Source organism: Arthrobacter sp. MA-N2 (genome assembly GCF_000517125.1).
Classification (GTDB): Bacteria; Actinomycetota; Actinomycetes; order Actinomycetales; family Micrococcaceae; genus Arthrobacter; species Arthrobacter methylotrophus.
In genome coordinates, this window is record NZ_KI912156.1 from 307,645 (window position 1) to 331,378 (window position 23,734).

The window sequence follows — 23,734 nt, forward strand, 5'->3', positions numbered from 1 at the left end:
ATTCAACTAAAACGGATCTCGGCGTCGACTCAAAATATGCCATTCTTGCAGCGTAATATTCCGCAAGACGCCCGACGCAAGCTGTTCCTCAGTTGAAAATTCGGACTCGTTCAGGAGCGGGCAGATCTTCGCTCAGGTACTGGCACCATCCGGCGAGGAGTCAGCTAGGTGGTGGTGTTGCCCGGAGACGGCTCAGTATGAGCCAGTTGGGCGGTCATTTGATCGGTCCAGGCGTCGATGGCGGCCCAATCCCGGAGGTCGCCGAAGCGTCCGCCGCTCAGGTGAAACAAGGCGCGGAGCGGCGCCGGCATCTGGCTGGGCCGGTAGACACCGGAGAAGACTCTGTGGGCTCGAAGCGGTACTTCTTTGGACAGGACCCGCGCAATCCGTTCCTGCTGGAAGGCCGCTGCGCGCTTGCGGAAAGGCTTTGGCAGGGCGTCAGCCATTCCAACGCTGAAAGCCCAGACGGGTCGCGTGGCCAGCCCCGGCGCATGACGTCTCACGAACAGTGACGCCTCGGGCAGCCATGCCTGATTGTGGATGGCACTGCCGATGACTACGGCCTCGTATCCAGTCACGGACTCAATCTCCGCCACGGCTCGGCACTCGACGTCGTCCAGCACCCCCGCCATCCGGGAGGCTACATGTTGAGCGATCTCCTTGGTGGAGCCCAGCGCACTCGCATATGCAACAAGAACCGTCATTTGAAGCCCTCCCTTTTCGTCCTTAGTCTGACGGATAGTGGTCCGCTGGCACCGTGCCATAGGTCCCGGTGCCAGCGAGAGCTTCAGGATGCGGTTACTTTTCGCCCGGCCACCCGGTGTACGACTCGGCCAGGTACGCGCGGGCATGTCGGGAAGACACCACGGAGTGGAGTTCGCCAAGCTGGCGGGCACGTCCGAAGTCGTCCGAACCGGGAACAGTGTGCAGCATGGAAGTCATCCAGTAGGAGAAGTGCTGAGCCTTCCAAACGCGTTCGAGTGCACGGTCGCTATAGGATTCCAGCAGAGCGGTGGAACCGTTCGAGTAGAAGGACTCCAGGCCTTCGAAGAGCACCTTGACGTCGTGCAGGGCCAAATTGAGACCCTTGGCGCCCGTCGGCGGGACGGTGTGGGCGGCGTCTCCGGCCAGGAACATGTTCCCGTAGCGCATCGGGGTGTGGACGAAGCTGCGGAACGGCAGGACCATCTTTTCGAGGACCGGTCCTTCCTTGAGCTCAAAGCCGTTTCCGTTGACGCGCTTGCGGAATTCGGACCAGATGCGCTCATCGTCCCAATCGGCCACGTTTTCCTTGGGGTCGCACTGGAAGTACATGCGCTGCACGCTCTCCGTGCGCTGGCTGATCAGCGCGAAGCCGTGCTCCGAATTGGCGTAGATCAGTTCGTCGGAGCTGCGGGGAGCCTGGGCCAGGATGCCGAACCAGGCGAAGGGGTATTCGTGGAAGTACCATTTGCGGTTGGCTTCCGGGATCTGGAAGCGGCAGTGGCTGCGGGAACCGTCGGCGCCCACCAGGAAGTCCGCCTGGATCTCGAATTCCTGGCCCTCGGCGTCGGTGAACCAGACTTTGGGTTTGCCTTCGAGGTCGTGAATGGTGGTGTTCGTGACGCTGTAGCGGACGTCACCGCCGTCGTCCTTGCGCCGTGCAGCGAGGTCGAGGAAGACATCCGTCTGCGGGTACAGCCAGACCGATTCCCCCACAAGCCCCTTGAAGTCGATCCGGTGGCTTTCGCCGTTGAAGCGCAGTTCGATGCCATCGTGCCTGTCTCCGTCGCGCAGCACGCGGTCAGATACTCCGCTGTCCACGAGCAGGTTCACCGAACCGTGTTCCAGGATGCCTGCGCGGACTGTTTCGGCGATTTCCTGATGGCTGCGGATTTCGATGACGGTGGATTCGATCCCTGACTTCGCCAGCAGGTGGGAAAGCATGAGGCCGGCAGGGCCTGCACCCATGATGGCCACTTGGGTGGTGATGATTTTGCGTGCCATTAGTGTGTTCCTCGCTTCATTGCGGAACCGCGGCTGAAGGGCTGCGGTTGGGATGTCCTGAAGTTCAGTGTGACCCGCACCGCAGGGTCGGCGTTAGTCGAATTCCGTTCAACGGAAACGAGTTCAGAGTTTCCGCTGCTCGTTGAGCTGTTCCTTGAGCTGCCGTCCGATGCCGCGTGCCGCAGTCTGCAGTGCCGGCACCAGCGCCTGCAGTCGCATCTCAGCGAGGGGAACCACGACGCCGAGTGCCGCCACCGTACGCCTCTTGCCATCTACCACCGGCACCGCAATGCCCCAAGTATCCGGGTCCACCACGCCGGCGAGCTGGGCGTACCCCTGCTGGGCGGTTTCGGCCAGCAGATGACGGACGACGTCGGTCGCCACCTTTCCGGCAGGGTCGCCGAATTGCGTGAGGTACTCGGCCTGCAGCTCTCGGGGCTGGTTCGCCATCAGCGCCAGCCCGGCGGAAGAGATGTGGACAGGCATGCGGCCGGCCACCCGGGCCCGGTTGGCCACGGATCCCCGGCGGGAGAGCCGCTCCACGAACAGCGCCTCCCACCCGTCGAGCACTGCGAGGTTCACATTCTGGTTCAGGACCTGCTGGATGTCCTCCATGAACGGCAAGGCGGCTTGACGAAGGGCCAGAGTGGGCGAATTCCGGTTGACGAGCTCCCATAAACGCAATCCCAGGCGGACATGTCCACCTGGGGACAGATCCAGGAGCCCGTGCTCGGCGAGCTGCCGGACCAAACGGTGGGCGCTTGTGAGCGGCAAGCCCGTGGCCCCTGCGAGTTCAGAAAGCTGCAAGGAGGTAGTGCCTTCGGGGAAGGCTTCTATGATCCGGACGATGCGGTCCACCACCGAATCTCCGGATGCCGAGTTCGCCACTGCGCTTCACCACTTCCCACCGATTCCATTGAATGGTGGGCTCCAGTTTACAGCGGTTCTGAGGGATCCCCCGTGGCATCTTTGACTTCCCGTCGCGAGATTTCCGTGCCAATGGTGTCGTATTGCGCCCGTAGTTCCGGAGTGCCAAAGGTTGTGGGCTGGTCCAAGAGGCCAAAGACGAAGTCGCTGGCTGCGAAGAGTTCATCATCGGAGTACTTGTCCAGCGGCCCGAATCCTCCGGCATCGATCGAGGCGGAGAAGTCGCCGGTGAGCGCCATGGACTTCGACCCCGCCGCGGCCTCGTTTGAGAGGACGGAAGGCCGCGCCATGAATTCCAGCGAAACCCCGGACCCCGTGGAGAGGCCCCCTTCGGTAGCGCCGCCGTCGATCGCGTTGAGGTCGTTGCGAAGTCCCGCCAAGGCCTGCGATTCCACAAGCGTGGCGTGGGAGAAACCCACCCTGATGTGGGAAGTGATGCCCATTCGCCGGATACGGCGGACGATGTACACGAGTGCGGGGCGGGAATCCTGGTTCAGGCTCCCCCGCACGTCGATCTCGACGGCATCCGTTGAAACATCGAATTTTACGAGGGCGTGCAATTTTCGGTCCATAGGTACTCCAAATAAGGGTGTCTATGGCCGACGGCTCAACCTCAAGAAGGCTATCTCCTGACGCGCGCTTGCACAACCCGCCGCGTTGACTCATAAAAAACCTCCGCGTAGCCGCATACGTTGCCTCATGGGAAAAGGTCCGGGAAGGGTGGCCGCGGAGATCCTTGAGGGATGGGATTGACGATGGGTGAACGCAAAGCCGTGACGAAGCACCTGGCCGAGTCCTACCGGGCCGGTGACCGGGCCAGGAAGGGGCGGATCCTGGATGAGCTTGTCGAGCTGACCGGCTGGCACCGGGACCATGCGCGGGCGGTTTTGCGGCATGCGCTCGATCCGCCGCGGCCACGGCCCGTCAGGCCGGGACGCGCCCCGGTGTATGGGGCCGACCTGCAGGACGGTCTCGTGCTGTGCTGGGCGGTGCTACGGGGCCCTGCGGGCAAGCTGCTGGCCCCCATGCTGCCGGATCTCGTGCCGATGCTGCGGGCAGAGAAGGTCCTGGACATTACCGACGGGCAGGCAGCGATGCTCGCCCGCATGAGTGCGGCGACCATTGACCGGCGGCTGGCCGGTCAGCGGGCGAAGCTCCTGCCGCATGGCCGGTCCCATACCAAGCCCGGATCTTTGCTGAAGTCCCAGATCCCGATCCGCACCTGGGCCCAGTGGGACAACGCTGTGCCGGGTTTCGTCGAGATCGATCTGGTCGGCCACGAGGGCGGCGCCGCGTCCGGGCAGTACTGCTTCACCCTCACGGTCACCGATATCGCTACCGGGTGGACGGTGAACCGGTCCGTGCCGAACAAGGCACAGAAGCACGTCTTCGCGGCCCTGCGGCACGTCCTGGCGGTCTTCCCTTTTCCCGTCATCGGCATCGATTCGGACAACGGCAGTGAGTTCATCAACAACGAACTCTTCGAGTTCTGCCTCGAGCACCGCATCACCTTCACCCGGTCCCGCCCGAGCAACAAGAACGACGGCGCCCACGTCGAACAGAAGAACTGGTCCAGGGTCCGTGAGCTTGTCGGCTACCTGCGCTATGACACCGCCGCGGAACTGGAGCTCCTCAACGAGATCTGGGAGCTGGACCGGATTTTCACCAACTACCTGCTGCCCCAGCAAAAGCTCATCGCCAAGGTCCGCCACGGAGCCAAGGTCAGCAAAACCCACGACCGGGCGACGACCCCGCACAGGCGCGCCGTAGCAGACCCCGCCGTGGCACGGATGCCCGTGATCCGCATGAACGCCCAATACAAGAAGATCAGGCCGGCCGCGCTCTCACGGCAGATACTGGCCCTCACCGGCCGGCTTGAAGCCATCGCCACCGCCAAACAACCGGCACCGATCAAACCCGCTGTGAACGAACGATGGAACCACACCAGCCGGAGGTTTTCACATGAGGCAACGAATCAACCTTCCCGGAGGTATTGACGTGAGGCAACAGGCCCGCCGCGTTGCCGTGGTCCCCCACGGCCAAGGCTCATCCGGCCGAGGCACCGAAGACCATTCGGACCTGGTCCAGTCGGCTCCAGGCTCGGCTGATCATGAGCGGCAGCTCAGTGTCCACATCGCTGACGATGCTTTCCACGAGCCAGGTCTGGTGGTTGCGCGGCAGCCCGAGCCGGGTGCACACATGGGACGGAGCAATGTCGACGGTTCCGAACCATTCCGTGCGTTCGGGGGTGAATCCGCTGGCCTCGAAAGCCTCAGCCACCGATTCGAAGACCCTCAGGGCCACGTCCAGGTTCGCAACGGCGCGGGGATTGAACCACTCCTCGAAGAAGCATGCCTCGAATCCATCGATGTACCCGAGCCGCTCCAATCGCAGCGCATCGGTTCCCGGAGGGATCCCGAACCGCGAGCCCACGTCCTCGGGCGCGGGCGAGATCCCCTTGCCGGCGAGGACGGTGCGCGGCTGTGCTCCCGCGGCCCGGACAATGCCATGGAAGGACGGGGCACGCGACTGCGAGATCGGATAGTCGATCCGCCTGTTGACAAAAGTTCCCGTGCCCTGCACGCGGCGCACCAAGTAGAGGTCCTCAAGCGCCTCAACGGCAGAGCGGGCCGTGGCCCGCGACACCTGGTACTTGACCATGATCTGGTGCTCACTGGGAATCCGTTGGCCAGCCTGCATCCCCCTCACCGCGATTGCAAGCAGGTCGATTAGCTCGGCGACGGCGGGCTGGGCCATGCCTCACATCCTAGGTCGGACTCGACCATGATCAAACCCGGTGCGACGGAGCGGCGCAAGATCGACGGATCGCTCTCGTGACCCGTCAGCAGCCCCGGGAGGGCGTCCAGCGGCAGCGGTCCGGCCACGACAGAGCCCCAGTCAAAGGTCCCGGCCGTCGAGTCGAGGAAATCGATCGCGGCCTGCAGGTGCTCGGGCTCGTAGTTGTGGACGCCGACCACGGTGTGGCGGCCGCGGACCACGGCCTCGGGGTCGAGGGCGATCACGTCGCCCGGCGAAACGCTGCCGGCGAGCACGAGGCAGCCGCCGACGTCGAGCGCTGCCAGACAGCTGCGGACCCCTTCGGGAGCCCCGGAGAGCTCGACCACGATGTCGAATCCGGCGGTCCCCCCGGCCCGCGTTCCGCCCGGGGCAATGGCCGCGAGGCGCGTTGCCCCGAACCGCGTGGCCAGCTCGCTGCGCTCGGGCGAGGGGTCGCGGACCTCCACAACGGCGGCGCCGCGGGCGTTGGCCACAGCTGCCGCGAACACCCCGAGCATGCCGGCGCCATTGACAAGAACCCTCAGCCCGGCCAATCCACGGGTGCGGCTCGCGACGTCGGCCGCGTCGAGGCAGGCCACGACCGTCGCCCCGGCACAGGCCGCCACGGCGGCTGCCGCATCGCCGACGGTGTCCGGGACCCGCACGAGGGCCAGTCCCCGGCGCAGGTGGATGTGCGTGGCGTACCCGCCTGAGATCGGCCAGCCGCCGTGGAGGGCTTCGTGCCCGGTCTTGAGCAGCTGGCGGCACTTGGCAGTGAGCCCCCGGAGGCAGCGGTCGCAGGTCCCGCACGAGGCGGTGACGCCCCAGACGACGCGGTCTCCGGGCTCCAGCGCCTCGCCGCGGACGTCAACGAGGCCACCTCCGTGGATCTCGGCAAGTCTCCCGACCGCCTCGTGGCCCAGGATCGAGGGGTGGGCGCCCGCACGCCGGCCGCCCACAGTGTGTCGGTCCGAACCGCAGACGGTGGCGAGGTCGATCGATGCGATGGCCTCGCCGGGCCCCAGCTCCGGGAAGGGGAATGTGCGCAGGCTGAAATCTCCGCCGCCGTTCCACACCTGCGCCCGTAGCATCCCAGGCTGCACGCTCATCGGGTGACGCTTGTGCCGGCGAAGCGCGCATCGGAGAGAAGGTCGACCACCGAGTCCACTATCGCGTCATGCGGGTGTGGCGCGAAGTCCTCCCGCGACATGTGGCCCGTGAGCACGCCGATGCTGAGTACCCCGGCGCGGCGCGCGGCGAGCACGTCGGCGGCCGTGTCGCCCGCGGCCGCGACCTGGGCTACATCCTGGATGCCCGTTGCCTCCATAGCCCGGTGGATCATGTGCGGCGCGGGACGGCCGGCGGCCACCATGTCCGCGCAAACTACCGCGTCGAGCGTGGCCGAGGGGTCGCCGTCGTGCGCCGTCCACCCTAGGCCGGCGAGCAGCGGGGCGGCTATCTCGGTGGAGAACCCGGTGGTCAGCGCCACCTTGATGCCGCGGGCACGGAGGACCGCCATCGCCTCCGGGACACCCGGCAGCGGCTGCGGCGGGTTGGTGCGGTAGGAATCGCGGAGCGAGTCCAAGAACCAGGCATACGCGGAGTCGACGACGGCGTCCGTCGGCTCGAGTCCGCCGGCCTGCATGAGGTTCCGGATCGCCCAACGCTTCTCCGTGCCCATCCACTTCTGCAGCTCCGCGGGTGAGACCGTGGCGCCCTCGCGCTCGACGGCGGCCCGCAGGGTGCGGTAAACCTCGTCTCGCTCGTCGACCGTGGTCCCGGCGATATCGAAGACGGCAAGGGTGATCATGTGGGGCTCCAAGGGTGTGGGAGTTGGCGCCGAATCCGTCGCCGCCGGTAAATGCAACTGGTCAAAAACCCTAGGGGCGTGCGAACGATGTCCGGCCTCTCAGGGCGAACGGGAGGGTGAACTGCCGGTTAACATAGGCGCCGGTTGTGGGACGTGCGCTCTTGCTCACGGGTTATCGGGGAAGGATTCTTAAGTGAAGAACTTGGAGCAGGATCACCACACGGACCTCGTCGTCGTCGGCGCCGGCATCCTCGGGTGTGCGCATGCCGTGGAGGCACTCTCGCGCGGCTTGACCGTGCGGATCATCGAGCGGGACTCCGCGGCGGTCGGCGCCTCCGTGCGTAACTTCGGCCACGCCTGCATCACCGCCCAGGCGGCCAGCGAGCTGCCGATGGCGCAGGAGTCGCGTCGCGGCTGGTTGGAGACCGCGCGCACCGTCGGGTTCTGGGCCCCGGAGTCGGGTGCCGTCGTCGTCGCCAGAAGCCGCGAAGAGATGGCGGTCCTCGAGCAGTTCCGCGACGCACGGGGGACTGACGCCGCCCAGCTGCTGACTGGCGGGGAGGTACGACGCCGCCTGCACTCCGACGACGCGCGGCCGAACGGCGCGATCCTTGGCGGGGCGTTCCTCCCAGCCGATCTGCGAGTGGACCCCCGCGCGACGGTGGGCGCGATAGCCGCCTGGCTCGAGGCGCAGGACGGCGCCACCATTGCGTGGCGCACGTCGGTGCGCGAGGTGGCCGACGGGACCGTGGAGACCTCACGCGGGACCTTCACGGGCGAGCACGTGGTGGTCTGCGCGGGCCACGACGTCGACCATCTGTTCCCGGATGTTGCCGAGCGCTGGGAGATCGTACGCTGTGCGCTGCAGATGGCCCGCTCGACGGGCCTACCCGGATACACGCTCGATTCCGCGGTCCTCACCGGCACCTCGATGCTGCGATACGGGGGGTTTTCCGCGATGCCTGCCGCAGAAGCCCTGCGTGAGGAGGTACACCGGGAGACTCCCGAGCTGCTGGACATGGCGGCCAACGTCATGTTCACCCGCCTGCCCGATGGCTCGTTGCTCCTCGGAGACTCGCACGACTACGCCCCGACGAGCCGCCCGTTCATGGATGAGGGTGTCACCGACCGGCTGCTGCGGGAGATCGGCTCGGTCCTCGGGACCACGCCGCGGATCCGGGAACGCTGGCAGGGCGTGTATGCCTCGAGCGCACTGACGAACCTCGTCGCGGAGCGCACCGATCCTCGCACGACGGTCGCGACCGTGACCTCGGGTATCGGGATGACCCTCTCCTTCGGGCTCGCCCGGCACACGCTGGACGGCCTGTAGAGCGCGGTGGAACGGACACCTTTGCAGAGATGTCTAGATGTATGGACCTCATTAAGGTGCTGGTAACCCGCCGGTGGTCCAGTCTTAGGCGCGGCTTCCTACGTTTAGACCCGATGCGCACTAGGACTTGAAGCTCCTCCCAACACACACGTGCGCCTGAATCGAAGGGCCAATCCCATGTTCGTCTCCCGCACAAAGCGCTTCGGCGCCGTCGCGACCGTCGTCGCCGCGCTCTCGGCAGTGACAGTCCTCGCAGCTTGCTCCTCCCCCAGCTCCACCCCGGCCAACGCGGCCGCAGGAGCCAGCCAGAGCTCTTGGGCGAAGGCCGAGGGCACCATCGTCATCGGCGCCGTGCCCGACCAAGCCGGCTCTGACTCGAACATCAAACCGATCGAGGATTACGTCGCCAAGATGACCGGCTACAAGGTCGAGTACTACCCCACCGCCGACTACACCGCCCTGATCGCTGCTGCCGCGGCGGGCAAGGTCGACGTCATGTCCTCCGGCGCCCTGCAATACGTCATGGCCATCAACAAGGGCGCGAACCTCACCCCGGTCGCTGCCCAGATCAACTCGTCGAGGATCAAGGAACCGGGCTACTACTCCGAGGCGATCGTCCCGAAGGACTCTGCTATCACGAGCCTCGCTGACGCCAAGGGCAAGACGGTGTGCTTCGTCGACCCCAACTCGACCTCTGGCTTCTTGTTCGGTCTGTACCAGCTCCACAAGGCAGGCCTTGACGTCACTTCGAACGGCAAGGACGCCTCGGGCAATCCGACGTTCGCCGACTTCAAGGTCCACTTCGCGGGCGCCCACGACAAGTCCGAGCAGACGGTCGCCTCGGGACAGTGCGATGTTGGCTTCGCAGAGGACAGCATCGCCGAGGCCGGCGCGCAGAAGGGCGAGGTCAAAGTGATCGGCAAGGAGTACGTGCCTGGCGGTCCGTTCTCGATCTCGACCGGGCTGCCGGCCGACGCTCAGAAGAAGCTCACCGACGCGCTGCAGGGAGCCACACCGGACGCCATCAAGACCGCGGGCATCGCCACAACCCCCGGCTTCAACTCCGGCTACTTCGGGGTGCAGGCGAAGACCGCCGACTACTACCAGACAATCAAGGACCTCTGCTCGCAGATCCTCGTCGCGAAGTGCTCGAAGTAATAGGCACCGATCAAGGAACGCCATCATGAACAGTACGACGGCCTCTCCGGTCATCCGCCTCTCGGGCGTTGCCAAGGACTTCGGCTCGACGCGTGCCCTGAACGGGGTCGAGCTTGTAGTCGAACGTGGGGAGGTCGTCGTACTGCTCGGCCTCTCGGGGTCCGGCAAGTCGACGCTGCTCCGTCACCTCGACGGCCTCGAGCTGCCGACGGCCGGGACCGTCGAGGTCCTTGGCCAGGACATCCCCGGGCTTGCGCCCCGGGAACTGCGCCGGTTCCGCGGGCGTGTGGCCATGATCTTCCAGCAGTTCGAGCTCGTGCCGTCCCTGACGGTGCTCGAGAACGTGCTGACGGGCGCTTTGTCCCGGCTCAGGGGACCGCGCCTCGGACTTTGGGCCTACCCGAAGGCCCTCAAAATCACCGCGCTCACTCATCTTGACCGAGTCGGCCTGCTCGAGAAGGCGTACCAGCGCGCCGACCAGCTCTCCGGTGGCCAGCAGCAGCGCGTCGCGATCGCACGGGCCCTCATGCAGCGTCCGGAGATCCTTCTCGCCGACGAGCCGGTAGCAAGCCTGGATCCCGAGTCAAGCGAACAGGTGATGCGCCTCATCCGTGAGATCGCGGCCGACCACGGCCTCACAGTCGTCTGCAGCTTGCACCAAGTGGACCTCGCCCTTGGCTGGGGCGACCGGATCGTCGGCCTGCGCCACGGCCAGGTCGTACTCGACACGCCGACTGCGGGCCTCTCGAAGGAACAGGCCATGGAGATCTACGGCCGGGTGTCCACCTCGACAGCCGAGCTTGACGCGATCGAGAGTGAGCTCAAGGAATCGAGGCTCACCATGGAGGCGGAGGCCTCCGTTGGAGCCTCGCGGCTCACCGTGGGCGGCACCCGATGACGGCCCTCGCCTCGACCTCTGTCGAGTCCTCACTGGACATAGCCGACCGTGCCCCTCGCCGCCCCGCCTCGGTGGAGCGGAAGATCGCCACCATCGTCCTCCTGGCCATGCTGCTTTTCGCGATCTGGTCGCTCGGACAGCTGGACTTCTCTTGGGCCCACGTCGCCACGAGCTGGACCAACGCCGAGAAGGTCTTCTCGCGTATGGACCCGATCAGCCTGCCCGGGCCGACAGACCTGTTTTCGTTGATCGGGATTACGGTCGGCATCGTGGTGCTCGGCACGCTCGTCGCGGCCCTCATTTCCGTCCCGGTGGCTCTGATGGCCGCGCAGAATACGGCGCCGTCGCGCTGGCTCCGCTGGCTCGGACGCGCGATCGGCGTCGTGACCCGCGCCGTGCCCGACGTCGTCCTCGCCTTGGCCTTCGCCCTCACCTTCGCGCTCGGCAGCCCACTGCCTGGCGTGCTCGCCCTCGGTATCCACTCGATCGGCATGATCTCGAAGCTCTTCGCCGACGCGATCGAGCAGTCCGACGACGGACCTCGCCTCGCGATCCGCGCAGCCGGCGGCTCGCGCGCCCAGGAATTCTGGTCCGGAGTCTTCCCCCAGGTGCTGCCCTCGTGGATCGCAACGGCCCTGCACCGCTTCGACATCAACCTGCGCGGCTCGGCGATCCTTGGCTATGCCGGGGTGGGCGGTCTCGGCTACGCCATGAAGGTCGCGTTCGCGGATTTCCCCACAGGCTACGGCCGTGGCCTCGGGATCGCGTGCGTCATCTTCGTGATGTGCGTCGTCCTCGAGATCGTCTCCTCCACCATCCGCCGCAACCTCCTCGGGGTGCAGCCCTCCGGCAGGGGCCTCGGTGACCGGATCGTCCGGACCACCACCAGGAACCGGCCCGCACCTGCCCCCAGGATGTCCGGAGCGGCAGCCACGGTCGATGTGCATCGGATGCTGCATCGCCCGTGGACCCGCGAACGGACCCGCGACACCGGGTGGGCCGTGGTCGCTGTGGTCGTGGTCATCGCCGCGTGGTTCATGTCCGGTATCGACTTCTCCCAGGTGCAGTGGCAGTTCGTCCCGCGCACCATCGAGAGCTTTTGGCCGCCGTCGCTGGGCTCGTACGCGTTCGGCGACTTCGCCGAGGCATTGCTCATCACCATCCAGGTGGCCTTCGCCGCGGCACTGCTCTCCCTTGTGTTCTCGCTCATCTTCGGCTCGCTCGCCGCCCGCAATGTCGCTCCGAGCGGAACCGTGCGGAACACCTTCCGGGTCATCCTCGTCGTGTTCCGGGGGGTCCCCGAGCTCGTGCTGGCGATCTTCCTCATCATGGTGACGGGCCTCGGAAACCAGGCCGGCGCCGTCGCCCTCGCCTTCGGTGGGATCGGTCTGCTCGGGAAGCTCATCGCGGACTCGTTCGAGGAGGTCCCCAACGGTCCGGAGCGCGCGCTCACCGCTGCGGGGGCAACGCGGTCGCAGCGCTATCTCGCCGCGACGTGGCCGCAGGGGCTGCCGTCGCTGATCGGCAACTCGCTGTACCTCGTCGACACCAACATCCGCGCGGCCACGATCCTGGGGATCGTCGGCGGAAGCGGGATCGGGTTCTACCTCACCAACGCCTCGACTGTCCTCACGCTGCACGGCCAAGTGACCACCCTGGTCTTCATGGTGGTCGTTGCGGTACTCGCTGTCGAGGGCGTCGCGGCCTGGATGCGCCGCGTGTTCGCCTGAACACCGCTCGCCCGCAAGCCCGCGGCTGCCAACGCCGATGTGAGCGTTCCGGTGAGCGGTACGACAAGGCGTTCATCTCCGCCGCGTAGCGCGACGGTATGGCCGCTCCTGGGTGCACACCCAGTACGGGAGCGGCTAAGGCAGGGAGCTTGACCCGCCGGGTTACGGAACCAGCCAGGCTGCCTGCGCAACATTCACAAAGAACTTGAGCAGATACTTAACTAATCTTCACTAATCCTAAATAATCTCCGAGAAAAGCTTGTGGAATCCTTGCAGGTTCCTAAAAATCCTGCCGGAAAGTGGTGTCATCGGGCAGAACAGTCCGCGAAATCCCGGCTAACGGGCTTCGAGGAAATGGAAATCATCATGGGTCTCAACCTGAAAACCACCACCGGTAAAGTCATTGCTTCCCTGGCTCTGGTTGGCACTGCTGCCGGCGTGGCAGGTCTGGGAACCTATGGTGCCTTCACCTCCAGCACCTCAGCCAGCAACACCGTTGCCTCCGGCATCGTGAACATCGCCCTCTAACCAGCCCTCCGCCGTCGAGCCCCCCCTGAAAAACGACGGCGGAGGGCCTTCCACAGGAACGGAGACCCAGCCATGACCGCAACCTTGGTCCGCCACCCGCGGGTCTCCCGGACAGCCGCAACGACGGCGACACCTGGCCCCGGTAAGGGCCGGGGCATCGGGTGGAAAGTGGTCCAGTTCTTCGTGAGGGTCATTTCCACGGTGGTGATGGTTGTGGCCGTGGCGACGTTTCTGTTCCTCGCTGTCGGCCCCCGCGTCCTCGGCTACCAGACCAGCACGATGCTGACAGGCTCGATGTCGCCCTTGATCAATCCGGGCGACGTCGTGGTCACTGTTCCCGTTTCGGTCCACGACCTGAAGGTCGGGGACATCATTACCTACCACATTCCGGTGGAGGACCAGCGGGTGGAGACCCACCGGATCATCGACCTGGCAGTGAACAACCAAGGCACTGCGACCGTTCGTACCAAGGGCGATGCCAACAACGGCGCCGACCCCTGGACAGCAACGTTGGCCGGCGGCCAGGTTGACCGTCAAGTGTTCACCATTCCCTACCTCGGCAACGCGATCCGCGCTCTTCGTGACCCTGTGGTCCTGAAGGTCCTGATGTATGGCGCCCCGGCCGCCCTGGTGGTCATGGTCCTCGTCGCCATCTGGCGGAAAAAGCCCGAAAACGGCCACGCCATGGACGCCGGTGCCGCTGATCGCCGGCAACACTGACCTCGCGATGAACGCGGTGCTCAGCCTCACAAGCAGCTCTTCGATAGCGGGGGCGCTCCGGATGGAACCGCACTGCGTGCGCCTCGAACACGCCCTGGGCAATCCGAAAGCATTGCGCGGTCCAACTGCCCGGCGTGCCGCATGCGATTGTCTTCAAGGAACCGGATCGGGTCCGCTGTCTTTTGCTGTTTAGAACGGTAAGAATGGGTTGGACCACAGGCCTGACAGAAAGCTGCGGACCTTGCGAAGAAGCCGAAGCACCGCCGACGCCGGCAGGACCCCTGCGCTGGGGCGTCTCGCCGCGGTCCTGGCGGCGGCTGCCGTACTGATCTTCGCGCCCGGCATCGCCCAAGCCGCCTTCAAATCCTCCACGGGCGGACAAACGAGCGTCGGGACCATGGCGATGGCAGCCCCCACCGGCGCTTCCGTCACGGCCAGCTGCTCAGGCCGGACCCTCATCATTTACGTCAACAGTTACGGCACCGTCCCGCGAGCCACGAGCTACGAGTTCACGGTGGCCGACCCCAACGGCACAGCCGTCACACCCTACTCCGGGACGTTTTATTACCAGCTCTCGGCCCCCACGGGCACGTGGGCGTACCAGATCCGCGGCCTGTACCAGGTATCAGCCAGCAACATCTGGAAGGGCCAGCCCTACAAAGGAACCGTCACATGCTGAAGGACACCACAGCCAGCGGGACGATCCTCCACCCGGGCGCCCTGCTCGAGCTCGCGGACCAAATGCACAGCACGGCCATTCCCCGAGACTATGCACCGACCTTCCTGCCACGGCATCGAGCAAAGCCTCCTCCAAGGCGACTACCCGACCGCAGCACGTAACGCCCTCGCCCTCCCCGGAAACATCGGCACCCTTACAACCGCCATGACGGACTTCCTCTCGGATACACCGAACCCGGCGGAAAACCCGGCGGGGTTCAGACGAGCTGTTGCGCCTTCATGATGGCCCGCAGCAAGCGGTCGCCGCCTTCGGCGACGGTTCCGTCGTTGCGGATCTCGACGTCTACGGGATGATCGGGTGCCGGGTCGGTGCGCGCAAGGCGCTGGGCGATGTCGTGCACCGCTTCTCGGCCGCGGCCACGAAGCCGAGAAGCGCGGACGTCGTCGGAGACGGTCACGCGGACTACGACGAGCCGCGGATAGCGCGCGGCGAGTACCCCGAGCACGCCACGCGAGACGTTGGCGACGACTGTGCGGCCGGATCGAATCTCGTCGTCAACGGCTGCCGGAATGCCATAACCGAGCCCGTGGGCCCGCCACGAGACGGCGAAGTCGCCGCAAGCGCACCCCGCCGCGAACCCTGCCTCGTCGATCGGCTCATGGTCCTCGCCCGCTCCCTCCCGTCGGGTGATGACGCGCCGGGGGAAGTAAACAGCGGCCGCGGCGAGCCGCTCACGGGCGTAGGAGATGAGCGCGTCCTTTCCGACGCCGCTCGCGCCGACGATGGCGAGGAAGGCTCCCGAGTCGGTGGTCGTCGACGCCGCCGGCTGAGCATGGTCCATTGCACCCATCGCGTCAGGAGACCCGGACTCCGCTGCGCCACACAGCTCGCACAACGGGGACGCGGTGGCCGCGCGGACGATTCGGACTGGCCGGCAAGTCATGAGCGTGGACGCGCACCAGGTCGGCGCGGCGGCCGGCCTCAATGACGCCGCGGTCCTCGAGGCCCGCGACGCGCGCCGGGTTGCTCGCGACGAGCTTGGCACCCTCGTGCAGCGGAAGCACCCCCTCGGATTCAAGGAGGAAGACGGCCTGGAGCGGGCTCGCGGGCACGTAGTCGGAGGAGAGGATGTCAAGCAGGCCTGCCTCAAGCAGCTCGCTGGCCGCAACGTTGCCGGACTGAGAGCCGCCGCGCATGATGTTCGGCGCGCCCATGACGATCAGCTGACCGTGCTCGCGTGCCGCCTGGGCAGCGAGACGCGTCGTGGGGAACTCGGAGATGAGCACGCCGAAGCCCGCGGATTCCTCGACGTGCTCAAGGGTTGCGTCATCGTGCGCGGCGAGGGCAATGCCGCGCTCGAGGGTGAGCCGGGCGATCTTGGCCCGGTTCGGCACGGAGTGGACTTCGGCGACCTTCTTGAGCTCTTCGACAAAGGGCAGGAATGCGTCGTTCGATACCCTGCCCTTGCCGACCATGTAGGTTCGGAATGCCTCGACGTCGGCGTACTGGCGCTGCCCCGGGGTGTGGTCCATAAGGGACACGAGGCGGATGTCGGAGATCTTGTCGAGCGCCTCGAACTCGCTGACTGTGCCGGGAGCGGCGACCTCGCAGCGGATGTGGATGAAATGCTCGGCCCGGGTCAGCTCCGCGGCCGCGGCGTAGGTGATCGCCGCGGCGATCTCAGCCGCGAGGGCCGTGCCGTCGTTCTCCCGCCCGGTCATCGAACCGATCCGGACGGCGTCGAAGACGGTGGTCACTCCGGCCCCGCTGACCTGTGCGTCATGTGCGAGCACTGCGGGGACCGGGTCCCAGCGTGTGCCGGGTCGCGGCTGGACATGCGCCTCAAGGTGATCTGTGTGGAGCTCCACGAGCCCCGGGAGGAGGTAGTCGCCGTCGAGATCCTCGCCCAAGGGCGTGGCTTTCGAACTGAGGTCGGCGATTGCACCGTCGCGGATGAGTACGGAGCCCTGCACCACCTCTCCGGCGAGCACGAGGCGGGCGTTGCGGAGGACGGTTTCGTGGCTCATGCGTTTCCTTCTGCCATGACGTCGGGGCGGTGCAGGTCGGGGAGGAGCGGGTCGATGGCCCCGCGCAGCGGATGCACCGAATGGAGCATGAACGGCTCGCCGGGCGCAAGCTCGGTAAAAAGAGCCAGGGTGTCGAGCTGGATCGTCCGGCCCAGGCTGTCTGCGAACCACCGTCGCAGGACCGCGTCGACCTCACCCTGGCGTCGGGGCTCGATGCGGTCGGTGAGCGTGAGGTGGAAGCGGAAGTCGTCGAGCACGTATGGGTAGCCCCAGCGCTCAAGCGCCTCGCGCTGACGGCCACTGAGGGCGCCCGGTTTTCGGCGGGCGGTCTCCGCCGCGTCCGGCGGCGCACGGAATCCGTCGAACTCCTGCACGAGCTCGGCCGCAAGCGCGTTGAGTGGCTCGGCCGGGGCGCCGGGGACGAGGGCGAAGAAGCTCCCGATCCGGCTCAGGGCCAGCTCGGGGAGGACCACGGGAGGATGCCCGGCGGCGAACCGGGCGAGGGCGGCGTCGAGTTCTCCAAGCGTGCGCCCTTCCGCCAGGCGGAAGGGCGCCTTGAACGTGCCGTGGAAACCGTAGCGGCGTGCATCCGCCGTGATCTCATCCACGGCGGCCCGCGTCCACCCCTCGGGCGAGGACGCCGTGACCGGGAAGCCTGAGACGCTACGGCCGAGCCACGACTCCGCACGGCGGCGCAACTGCCCTCCGTCGACGTCGGTAGGGGACGTTCCGGAAGCCGCATAGATGGCGACCCGCCCGCTCATGCCATCGCCGCCGGGACCGGCGCGAACGCCTGAACGTCGATCACGCGGTCCGCGACCCGTTCACGCACCGCGGTGTCATGGAAGATCCCGAGCATCGCTACCCCGCGGGCGCGCTTCTCGGCGATCAGCTCCACCACGACATCGCTGTTGTGCGCGTCGAGCGAGGCGGTCGGCTCGTCGAGCAGCAGCAGCGGCAGCTCGGGGATGAAGCCGCGGGCGATGTTGACGCGCTGCTGCTCGCCGCCTGAGAACGTCGCGGGTGGGAGGGACCATAGCCGCTCGGGGATCGCGAGCCGCGTGAGGAGTGCGGCAGCGCGGTCGAGCGCCTCCTCGGAGCCCACGCCGCGCTCCGTGAGCGGCTCGGCCACGATCTGGATGGCCGGGATGCGTGGCACGCAGCGGAGGAATTGGCTCACGTAGCCCATGGCGTCCCGGCGCGCGGCGAGTACCCGACGCGGGTCCGCGGCTGCGATGTCGACCGGGCCGCCATGGGCCGGGTGGACGGTGGTGATGACCACGCTTCCGGTGTCGACGGCGTAGTTCCCGTAGATCATCTTCAGGATCGAGCTCTTCCCGGCGCCGGAGGTTCCGCCGAGCACGACGCACTCCCCGGGGTCCACCGTGAAGCTCAGCCCGCGCAGCACGGCGATCTGTTTTCCGCCTTGGAGGTGCATAGTGAAGGTTTTGCCTACGCCCGCGACAGCGAGGGTCGGCTCTGGGGGGCTGATGAGTGTCACGGTCATCCTTGCAGAATCGAGGAAACGAGGAGCTGGGTGTAGGCGGCCTGCGGGTCGTCGAGCACGCGGTCGGTGAGACCGGATTCGATCACGTACCCGTCCTTCATCACGAGCGTCCGGTGCGAGATCAGGCGGGCGACGGCCAGATCGTGGGTGACGATGACGACTGCCAGGCCCAGATCGGCGACGAGCGTGCGGATCAGGTCGAGGAGGCGGGCCTGGACCGAAACGTCCAGGCTGCTGGTCGGCTCGTCCATGAAGACCAGCCGCGGCGAGACCACGAGGTTCCGGGCGATCTGGAGGCGCTGGCGCATGCCTCCCGAGAAGGAAGCAGGCGTGTCGTCGATGCGGTCCGCCGGGATCTCCACCCGCTTCAGCCATTCAGCGGCGGCGGACCGGATCTGCCCGTAGTGCCGCCAGCCGGTCGCCATCAGCGGCTCGCCCACGTTGCCCCCGGCACTCACATGCATGCGGAGGCCATCCGCAGCATTCTGATGGACGAATCCCCACTCGGTGCGCCATAGCCGGCGGACGCGGCTCTCGCTGAGCTCGGAGAGCTCGACGACGGTGCCGTCGCCATGGCGGTAGCGGATGCTTCCCTCTGTGAGGCTGATGTGCTGCGAAAGCGTGCGGAGGAGCGTCGACTTGCCGGAGCCGGATTCGCCGACGACGGCGAGCACCTCGCCGGGCCAGAGATCGAAGCTCACGTCCCGGCATCCGTGGCCGTCCTCGTAGCGGTGGCCGGCTCCCCGCACTTCGAGCAAGGGCCGTTGTTCGTCGTCGAAACTGAGTCTGTCGAGCGTCATTTCTGCGGCTCCTCCGTATCGTCGTTCTCGGTATAGGCGTCACCCGCGGCGGCAGCCGCGGTTTGCCCGCAGTGGTCGGTATCAGAGCAGGCGAACATGATGCCGCCGGCGTCATCGGTGATGATCTCGTCGAGGTACACCCCGGTCGAGCCACAGACGGCGCAAGGCTGGTCGAAGCGCTGCGGCTCGAATGGGTGGTCCTCGAACCCGAGGCTGACCACATCCGTGTAGGGTGGCACCGCGTAGATGCGCTTTTCACGGCCCGCGCCGTACAGGTGAAGGGCGGGGCTCTGGTTCAGCTTGGGGTTGTCGAAGCTCGGCGTCGGCGAGGGGTCCATGAGGTAGCGGCCGTTGACCAGCACCGGGTATGCGTACGTCGTGGCGATGTGCCCGTACTTCGCGATGTCCTCGTAGAGCTTGACGTAGATCAGCCCGTACTCCTCGAGAGCATGCATGCGCCGCGTCTCGGTCTCACGCGGCTCAAGGAACCGCAGGGGCTCGGGGATCGGCACCTGATAGACCATGGTCTGCCCTTCCCTCAGCTCCGCCTCGGGGATGCGGTGGCGGGTCTGGATGATCGATGCCTCGGCGGTGTGCGTGGTGGTCCGTGCGCCCGTCACTTTGGCGAAGAAGGCCCGGATCGAGACGGCGTTCGTGGTGTCGTCGGCACCCTGGTCGATGACCTTGAGCACGTCGTCCGCGCCGATGATCGACGCCGTGACCTGGACGCCGCCCGTCCCCCAGCCTCGCGGCATGGGGACTTCGCGGGAAGCAAACGGGACCTGGAACCCGGGGATGGCGACCGCCTTGAGCAGTGCGCGGCGGATCATCCGCTTGGTCTGCTCGTCGAGGTAGCCGGGGTTGTAGCTGGGCTTCCGGGCGGTGCTCATGCGTTTTCCTCACGTTCTGCGTTCAGTTTGCGCACGAGGCCGAGTTCCGCCTGAAAGTCGACGTAGTGCGGCAGTTTGAGGTGCTCCACAAATCCGGTGGCCTGCACGTTGTCGGCGTGGTGGATCACGAACTCCTCGTCCTGTGCGGGCGCGACGACGCGCTCCCCGAATTCCTCGGCACGCAGCGCCCGATCCACGATCGACATCGACATCGCCTTGCGTTCGGCCCGCCCGAAAACGAGTCCATACCCGCGGGTGAACTGCGCCGGAGTGTCCGCGTTGCCCGTGAACTGGTTGACCATATGGCATTCCGTCACCGCGATGCGCCCGAGCGGCACCGGGAAGCCCAGTCCGGGGGCAACGAACTCCACCTCCACCTCGCCGACGCGGATCTCGCCGGCGAACGGGTGCGTGCGGCCGAAGCCGCGCTGGGTCGAGTACGCGAGGCTGAGCAGGAACCCCTCGTCCCCGCGGGCCAAAGACTGGAGCCGCTCGGCCCGGCTCATGGGGAAGACGGTGGGCTCCCGGGTCAGGTCCGCGGGCTCGGGGTCGCCGGAGCTCGATGGTTCCGGCACGGGTTCCATGAGCGCTTCGGCACCGAGCAGGTCGGCGACGCGTGGCATCTCCCCCGCATGGTCCACGTCAGCCCCCGCGCCGAGCAGGGGGCCGTCGACGCCGGAATCGGCAAAGAGCCGGTGCGTGTAGTCGAATGTCGCCCCAAGCTGCTGGCCGCCCGGCAGGTCCTTGAACGTGGCCGAGACGCGGCGCTGCGGCGGAAGCCGCGCGGTGTCGACCGGTTCGGTGTAACCGAAACGGGGCAGGGTGGTGCGGTACGAGCGCACCAGAGTGACGGCCTCAAGCACGTCTCCCTGGGCCTGCAGGATGGCCTGCGCCGCGAGTTCGGGATCGTATAGCGAGCCCTCGTTCATGACGCGGGCCACAAGCACTGCGAGCTGGCCTGCCACCGCACCGGATTCGAGCGGCGGGAACTGCTCGGCTCCGCGCCCCTCCTTCGCTAGCAGAGCGTGGGCGTTGGCGATTGCCTTTTCGCCGCCTTTGACTGCAACGTACACCGCTCAGCCCTCCTGTCCGTTGGCGGCCGCTGCCGCCATTCGTGTGGTGCGCGGCAGTGCCGAGACCTGCTCGGCATCGATGAGCAGAAGGTCGACGCCGCGTGGGAACGCAGCCGTGTTGGCGTGCCACTGCCCGGCGAAGCCGGCGTCGGCCCACGGCGCCTCGAGTTCCACGGTTCCCTTGATGCCGGGCCCGCGGACCGCGAAGCGGCGGGAGCCGGCACACCCGCGCACATCCAGCACGATCGTCGCCGACAGGTGCGGCTCCTCGTCGCTGCCCAGGCGCAGTGACCCCAGTGCGGGCATGGAGGACGGAGTCGCGAAGACGAAGTTCGCTGCGGCCGCTTCGACCTGCCGCGCCCCGGTGTGGAACTCAAGCCACGCCGCGACCTCCGCGTCGTCGAGCGCCCCGCCGAGCCAGATAGCCGATTCTTCATCGAGGATAGCCAGCGCGACGGCGGCGAGTCCCGGCCCGAGCGCCGCCGGCGGCTGTGCAGGTCCGCTCAGCGGATAGCTGCGAGTGGGGTGGGAGAGCGCGTCGAGGATCGCCCGAAACGCCCGTTGGGCATCCCTTGAAGGATCGGCGAAGCCCGGTGCCGGGATCGCGGGGCCCCGATCGGCGGGGGCACTCACTCGTGCTCCCGAGCGACCGTGAAGAAGTCGACAAGAGTGCTTCGGGCGTCAGTGCGGCTCGCCGCGTCACGCTCGTCTTGTGCCGATTGAAGCGGCTCGATGACTTCGGCCATGACGCGAGGACGCTGGTCCTCGTCGGTCAGCAGGCCATCGAAGATGGCCGCGAGACGCGCATGCTCGCGATCGCTACCGAGCACGTACGCGCTGCCCACCACGTCAGTGGTCAGCGGGCCACCGTGGAGCCGCATGGTGGCCCGCGTCACAGTGGCCTCGCCCAGATTGAAGCGCGCACCAGCCGCGTCGATCCTGCTCCGGACCATCACGAGGCCCTCCTCGGGCCCGCGGACCGCCTCGACCGTCGGGCGGGGAGTCCAGGCCTTCCAGGCGGCCTCAAGCTCTTGTCCGCTGGCCATCGCGAGGGTGCGCATCCAGCCCTGCCTCTCCCGGATGGCATCCCCGGCCGGTCCGGCCTCTTGCATCACTTGCTCCACGCGTCCTCCGCACTTACCGCAACCTAGAGTTGTCTAGATGCCTAGATAACTTGACGTGGCTTGCCGGAACGGGCCCCCAAAGTGAACGTTCCGGAACAGGCGGGAGAACCTTGGGAACAGATGGCCGCCCGGAAGGCACAGGTCCGATAGGGTGAACCACTATGTCATCACAGACCCGGTCCCCCAGTGGATATTCGACATGGCGGCTTATCGCCGAGGGTCTGCGGCGCGACATCCTCGACGGGGCAGCCCCCTCCGGATCGAGACTGCCATCGGAGAACGAGCTCGCGGCCCGGTTCGGGGTGCACCGCAACACGGTCAGGCAGGCAGTCTCGGCCCTCACGGCTGAGGGACTAGTGGACTCCCGGCGCGGAAGCGGCACCTTCGTCGCCGCACACGGGACGCTCGTGCACCGCATCGGAACCCGCACCCGGCTGAGCGACAGCCTCCGGGAGGGCTCCGTGGCTTCCGGTCAGCTGCTCGAATGCGCCATTGAGCCCGCGCCGCCCGCGGGGATCGCCGAGCGCCTGCGGCTCGACGGCCGGCCAGCTCTCCGGCTGGAGCTGGTCCGTTCGGTCAACGGCGTCCCGGTCTCACGGGCCACGCAGTGGTACGCCGCGGACTCCGTGCCCGGCCTTCCCCAGCAATTCGCGGCCCTCGGGACGATCACAGGGGCGCTGCACGCGCTGGGGATCACTGACTACGTGCGCGCGTCGACCTCCGTCGGCGGCAGGCATGCGACTCCTGAGGAATCCGAGGACCTCGGGCTTCCCGTGGGGTCCGTGGTCCTCGAGGTGCGGGCACTCGACGCCCTGCCCGACGGGACCCCGCTCCAGTTTGGCGTCACACGGTTCGCCGCCTCTCGCGTCGAGCTCGACGTCGAGCACCCGGCCTCCGGCTGAGGCGGGTGCCATGTGGAATCAAACTACCCCGCTTGGCTTTGGCCCTGACGGTATACCGGCTCCTGGAAGTGGGTCAGGGTGCCCGCTCCGCCAACAGAATCCACCAAGGATTTGGCAATATCCCGCAATTTAATGTTGCGATTGCTCGAGGCTTCCGTCAGGATCCGGACGGCGTCCTCCTGGCTGCAGCGGCTCTGCGCCATGACAACTCCCACGGCAATGTCAATGATCGTGCGCGACTCCATCGCAGCCCGGAGATTGTCAGCACTGTCCTTATGGACGGCGAACCTGACGGCAAGCCGCAGGGCCTGTGATACTTCGCGTGTGTAGCCCCGGGCCCGGTCGGTGGCCCTTTCGTTGAACTTGTACGGCGCCTCGGAGTAAAGGTTAAGGGCTGCCTTGGCCTCGCCCTCAAGGTTGAACGGCAGGGAGAGAACGGACCTCAGGCCATATGACGCAACCGCACTCGCGTAGTCCGGGCCCCAGCGGTTCTCCTCAAGGAGATCCGGAACGAGGACTTCCCGTTCCTCCTTGGCGGCCGTCAAGCACGGCCCTTGGGCCAAGGAATACTGGATCTCGTCCACTTCGCGCGCCACATCGCTGCTCCACCCGATGGTGACTGCCTTCCGCTCGCGTAGCAGGGTTATTCCACAGAGCGCATCATCGCCGTCGCCCGCCATCTGGTGGGCAGAGAACCGTGCCAGTTCATTGAGGAAGTCCTCGAAGTCGGCACTTTCCAGGATCAGGTTCTGGACTTGGTCGACCGTGGTTGGAGTCGATTCTTCAGGGAGCATGGCGCGTTCTCCAAGCGAATATGCGGGTGGGGAGTATGTGGAAATAATAAGCCCCTCCGTCCACAGTCACACA

The 23,734-nt window shown here is 66.6% G+C and carries 26 protein-coding genes; 9 read left to right on the forward strand and 17 right to left on the reverse strand.

From position 1 onward, the window contains the following. Positions 1 to 164 precede the first annotated feature (164 nt). From A3M3_RS0119640 to A3M3_RS0119655, 4 genes are all read right to left on the reverse strand, one after another. Positions 165 to 704, reverse strand: coding sequence for a flavodoxin domain-containing protein (locus A3M3_RS0119640; RefSeq protein WP_035743391.1), 540 nt, complete (start codon positions 702 to 704; stop codon positions 165 to 167). 94 nt (positions 705 to 798) lie between these two features. Continuing rightward, the gene (locus A3M3_RS0119645) at positions 799 to 1,986 is read right to left on the reverse strand and encodes a 4-hydroxybenzoate 3-monooxygenase (protein ID WP_028267775.1); all 1,188 of its coding nucleotides are present in this window, start codon (positions 1,984 to 1,986) and stop codon (positions 799 to 801) included. A gap of 123 nt (positions 1,987 to 2,109) precedes the next feature. Next, a complete protein-coding gene (locus A3M3_RS0119650; RefSeq protein ID WP_028267776.1) occupies positions 2,110 to 2,874 on the reverse strand; it encodes an IclR family transcriptional regulator in 765 nt (254 codons plus the stop codon). A 47-nt stretch (positions 2,875 to 2,921) separates the two neighbouring features. Beyond that, the gene (locus A3M3_RS0119655; protein ID WP_028267777.1) at positions 2,922 to 3,485 is read right to left on the reverse strand and encodes a hypothetical protein; all 564 of its coding nucleotides are present in this window, start codon (positions 3,483 to 3,485) and stop codon (positions 2,922 to 2,924) included. Between the two features lie 183 nt (positions 3,486 to 3,668). Between A3M3_RS0119655 and A3M3_RS0119660 the strand changes: the two genes are divergently transcribed. Next, positions 3,669 to 4,910: an integrase catalytic domain-containing protein gene (locus A3M3_RS0119660; protein ID WP_081736879.1), complete on the forward strand. Its 1,242-nt coding sequence runs from the start codon at positions 3,669 to 3,671 to the stop codon at positions 4,908 to 4,910. Positions 4,911 to 4,959: 49 nt separating this feature from the next. On the opposite strand, the gene A3M3_RS26030 is transcribed toward A3M3_RS0119660, so the two are convergent. From A3M3_RS26030 to A3M3_RS0119675, 3 genes are read right to left on the reverse strand one after another with little or no spacing between them, the layout of a single operon-like run. Continuing rightward, the gene (locus tag A3M3_RS26030; protein ID WP_035743393.1) at positions 4,960 to 5,670 is read right to left on the reverse strand and encodes a GntR family transcriptional regulator; all 711 of its coding nucleotides are present in this window, start codon (positions 5,668 to 5,670) and stop codon (positions 4,960 to 4,962) included. After that, entirely contained in the window at positions 5,643 to 6,800 is a 1,158-nt protein-coding gene (locus A3M3_RS26035) for a zinc-binding dehydrogenase (RefSeq protein ID WP_197023336.1), read from the reverse strand. Before A3M3_RS26035 ends, A3M3_RS26030 begins: the two co-directional genes overlap by 28 nt. After that, positions 6,797 to 7,501, reverse strand: coding sequence for a phosphonatase-like hydrolase (locus tag A3M3_RS0119675; protein WP_028267778.1), 705 nt, complete (start codon positions 7,499 to 7,501; stop codon positions 6,797 to 6,799). The genes A3M3_RS26035 and A3M3_RS0119675 overlap by 4 nt, the downstream gene beginning before the upstream one ends. 193 nt (positions 7,502 to 7,694) lie before the next feature. On the opposite strand from A3M3_RS0119675, the gene A3M3_RS0119680 reads away from it, so the two are divergent. The 7 genes from A3M3_RS0119680 (at position 7,695) to A3M3_RS27110 (ending at position 14,544) form a co-directional block, all read left to right on the forward strand. Further along, entirely contained in the window at positions 7,695 to 8,831 is a 1,137-nt protein-coding gene (locus tag A3M3_RS0119680) for a TIGR03364 family FAD-dependent oxidoreductase (protein WP_231497368.1), read from the forward strand. A 177-nt stretch (positions 8,832 to 9,008) separates the two neighbouring features. Continuing rightward, the gene (locus A3M3_RS0119685; protein WP_028267780.1) at positions 9,009 to 9,989 is read left to right on the forward strand and encodes a phosphate/phosphite/phosphonate ABC transporter substrate-binding protein; all 981 of its coding nucleotides are present in this window, start codon (positions 9,009 to 9,011) and stop codon (positions 9,987 to 9,989) included. A gap of 25 nt (positions 9,990 to 10,014) precedes the next feature. Next, positions 10,015 to 10,887, forward strand: a complete 873-nt coding sequence (gene phnC / locus A3M3_RS0119690; RefSeq protein ID WP_028267781.1) for a phosphonate ABC transporter ATP-binding protein — start codon at positions 10,015 to 10,017, stop codon at positions 10,885 to 10,887. Further along, positions 10,884 to 12,617 carry a PhnE/PtxC family ABC transporter permease gene (locus tag A3M3_RS0119695; protein WP_028267782.1) on the forward strand — a complete coding sequence of 578 codons (1,734 nt, stop codon included), beginning with the start codon at positions 10,884 to 10,886 and terminating at the stop codon, positions 12,615 to 12,617. The genes phnC and A3M3_RS0119695 overlap by 4 nt, the downstream gene beginning before the upstream one ends. Before the next feature lie 366 nt (positions 12,618 to 12,983). Beyond that, complete coding sequence (locus A3M3_RS28230; RefSeq protein ID WP_231497369.1) at positions 12,984 to 13,145, forward strand: SipW-dependent-type signal peptide-containing protein; 162 nt, start codon at positions 12,984 to 12,986, stop codon at positions 13,143 to 13,145. A gap of 72 nt (positions 13,146 to 13,217) precedes the next feature. Then, the gene (locus A3M3_RS26045) at positions 13,218 to 13,865 is read left to right on the forward strand and encodes a signal peptidase I (RefSeq protein ID WP_035743397.1); all 648 of its coding nucleotides are present in this window, start codon (positions 13,218 to 13,220) and stop codon (positions 13,863 to 13,865) included. A gap of 241 nt (positions 13,866 to 14,106) precedes the next feature. After that, positions 14,107 to 14,544, forward strand: coding sequence for a hypothetical protein (locus A3M3_RS27110; RefSeq protein WP_155854476.1), 438 nt, complete (start codon positions 14,107 to 14,109; stop codon positions 14,542 to 14,544). Between the two features lie 256 nt (positions 14,545 to 14,800). On the opposite strand, the gene phnN is transcribed toward A3M3_RS27110, so the two are convergent. From phnN to phnG, 9 genes are read right to left on the reverse strand one after another with little or no spacing between them, the layout of a single operon-like run. Further along, positions 14,801 to 15,394, reverse strand: a complete 594-nt coding sequence (gene phnN / locus A3M3_RS0119725) for a phosphonate metabolism protein/1,5-bisphosphokinase (PRPP-forming) PhnN (protein WP_035743399.1) — start codon at positions 15,392 to 15,394, stop codon at positions 14,801 to 14,803. Positions 15,395 to 15,398: 4 nt separating this feature from the next. Next, positions 15,399 to 16,571 (reverse strand): alpha-D-ribose 1-methylphosphonate 5-triphosphate diphosphatase, encoded by a 1,173-nt coding sequence (locus tag A3M3_RS0119730; protein WP_028267785.1) that lies wholly within the window; start codon positions 16,569 to 16,571, stop codon positions 15,399 to 15,401. Further along, complete coding sequence (locus A3M3_RS26055; protein WP_081736959.1) at positions 16,568 to 17,335, reverse strand: DUF1045 domain-containing protein; 768 nt, start codon at positions 17,333 to 17,335, stop codon at positions 16,568 to 16,570. Before A3M3_RS26055 ends, A3M3_RS0119730 begins: the two co-directional genes overlap by 4 nt. Further along, positions 17,332 to 18,072 (reverse strand): phosphonate C-P lyase system protein PhnL, encoded by a 741-nt coding sequence (gene phnL / locus A3M3_RS0119740; RefSeq protein WP_231497370.1) that lies wholly within the window; start codon positions 18,070 to 18,072, stop codon positions 17,332 to 17,334. Before phnL ends, A3M3_RS26055 begins: the two co-directional genes overlap by 4 nt. 2 nt (positions 18,073 to 18,074) lie before the next feature. Then, positions 18,075 to 18,878: a phosphonate C-P lyase system protein PhnK gene (phnK, locus tag A3M3_RS0119745; RefSeq protein WP_081736960.1), complete on the reverse strand. Its 804-nt coding sequence runs from the start codon at positions 18,876 to 18,878 to the stop codon at positions 18,075 to 18,077. Then, positions 18,875 to 19,768: an alpha-D-ribose 1-methylphosphonate 5-phosphate C-P-lyase PhnJ gene (locus A3M3_RS0119750; RefSeq protein WP_028267788.1), complete on the reverse strand. Its 894-nt coding sequence runs from the start codon at positions 19,766 to 19,768 to the stop codon at positions 18,875 to 18,877. The genes phnK and A3M3_RS0119750 overlap by 4 nt, the downstream gene beginning before the upstream one ends. Further along, complete coding sequence (locus A3M3_RS0119755; RefSeq protein WP_028267789.1) at positions 19,765 to 20,841, reverse strand: carbon-phosphorus lyase complex subunit PhnI; 1,077 nt, start codon at positions 20,839 to 20,841, stop codon at positions 19,765 to 19,767. Before A3M3_RS0119755 ends, A3M3_RS0119750 begins: the two co-directional genes overlap by 4 nt. 3 nt (positions 20,842 to 20,844) lie before the next feature. Continuing rightward, positions 20,845 to 21,474, reverse strand: coding sequence for a phosphonate C-P lyase system protein PhnH (gene phnH, locus A3M3_RS0119760; RefSeq protein ID WP_051423409.1), 630 nt, complete (start codon positions 21,472 to 21,474; stop codon positions 20,845 to 20,847). Then, positions 21,471 to 21,953, reverse strand: a complete 483-nt coding sequence (phnG, locus tag A3M3_RS0119765; protein WP_051423410.1) for a phosphonate C-P lyase system protein PhnG — start codon at positions 21,951 to 21,953, stop codon at positions 21,471 to 21,473. The genes phnH and phnG overlap by 4 nt, the downstream gene beginning before the upstream one ends. Positions 21,954 to 22,126: 173 nt before the next feature. Here phnG and phnF point away from each other — a divergent pair, with 173 nt between their 5' ends. Then, positions 22,127 to 22,867: a phosphonate metabolism transcriptional regulator PhnF gene (phnF, locus tag A3M3_RS0119770; RefSeq protein WP_028267792.1), complete on the forward strand. Its 741-nt coding sequence runs from the start codon at positions 22,127 to 22,129 to the stop codon at positions 22,865 to 22,867. 23 nt (positions 22,868 to 22,890) lie between these two features. On the opposite strand, the gene A3M3_RS0119775 is transcribed toward phnF, so the two are convergent. Continuing rightward, complete coding sequence (locus A3M3_RS0119775) at positions 22,891 to 23,661, reverse strand: GAF and ANTAR domain-containing protein (protein WP_028267793.1); 771 nt, start codon at positions 23,659 to 23,661, stop codon at positions 22,891 to 22,893. Positions 23,662 to 23,734: the final 73 nt, after the last annotated feature.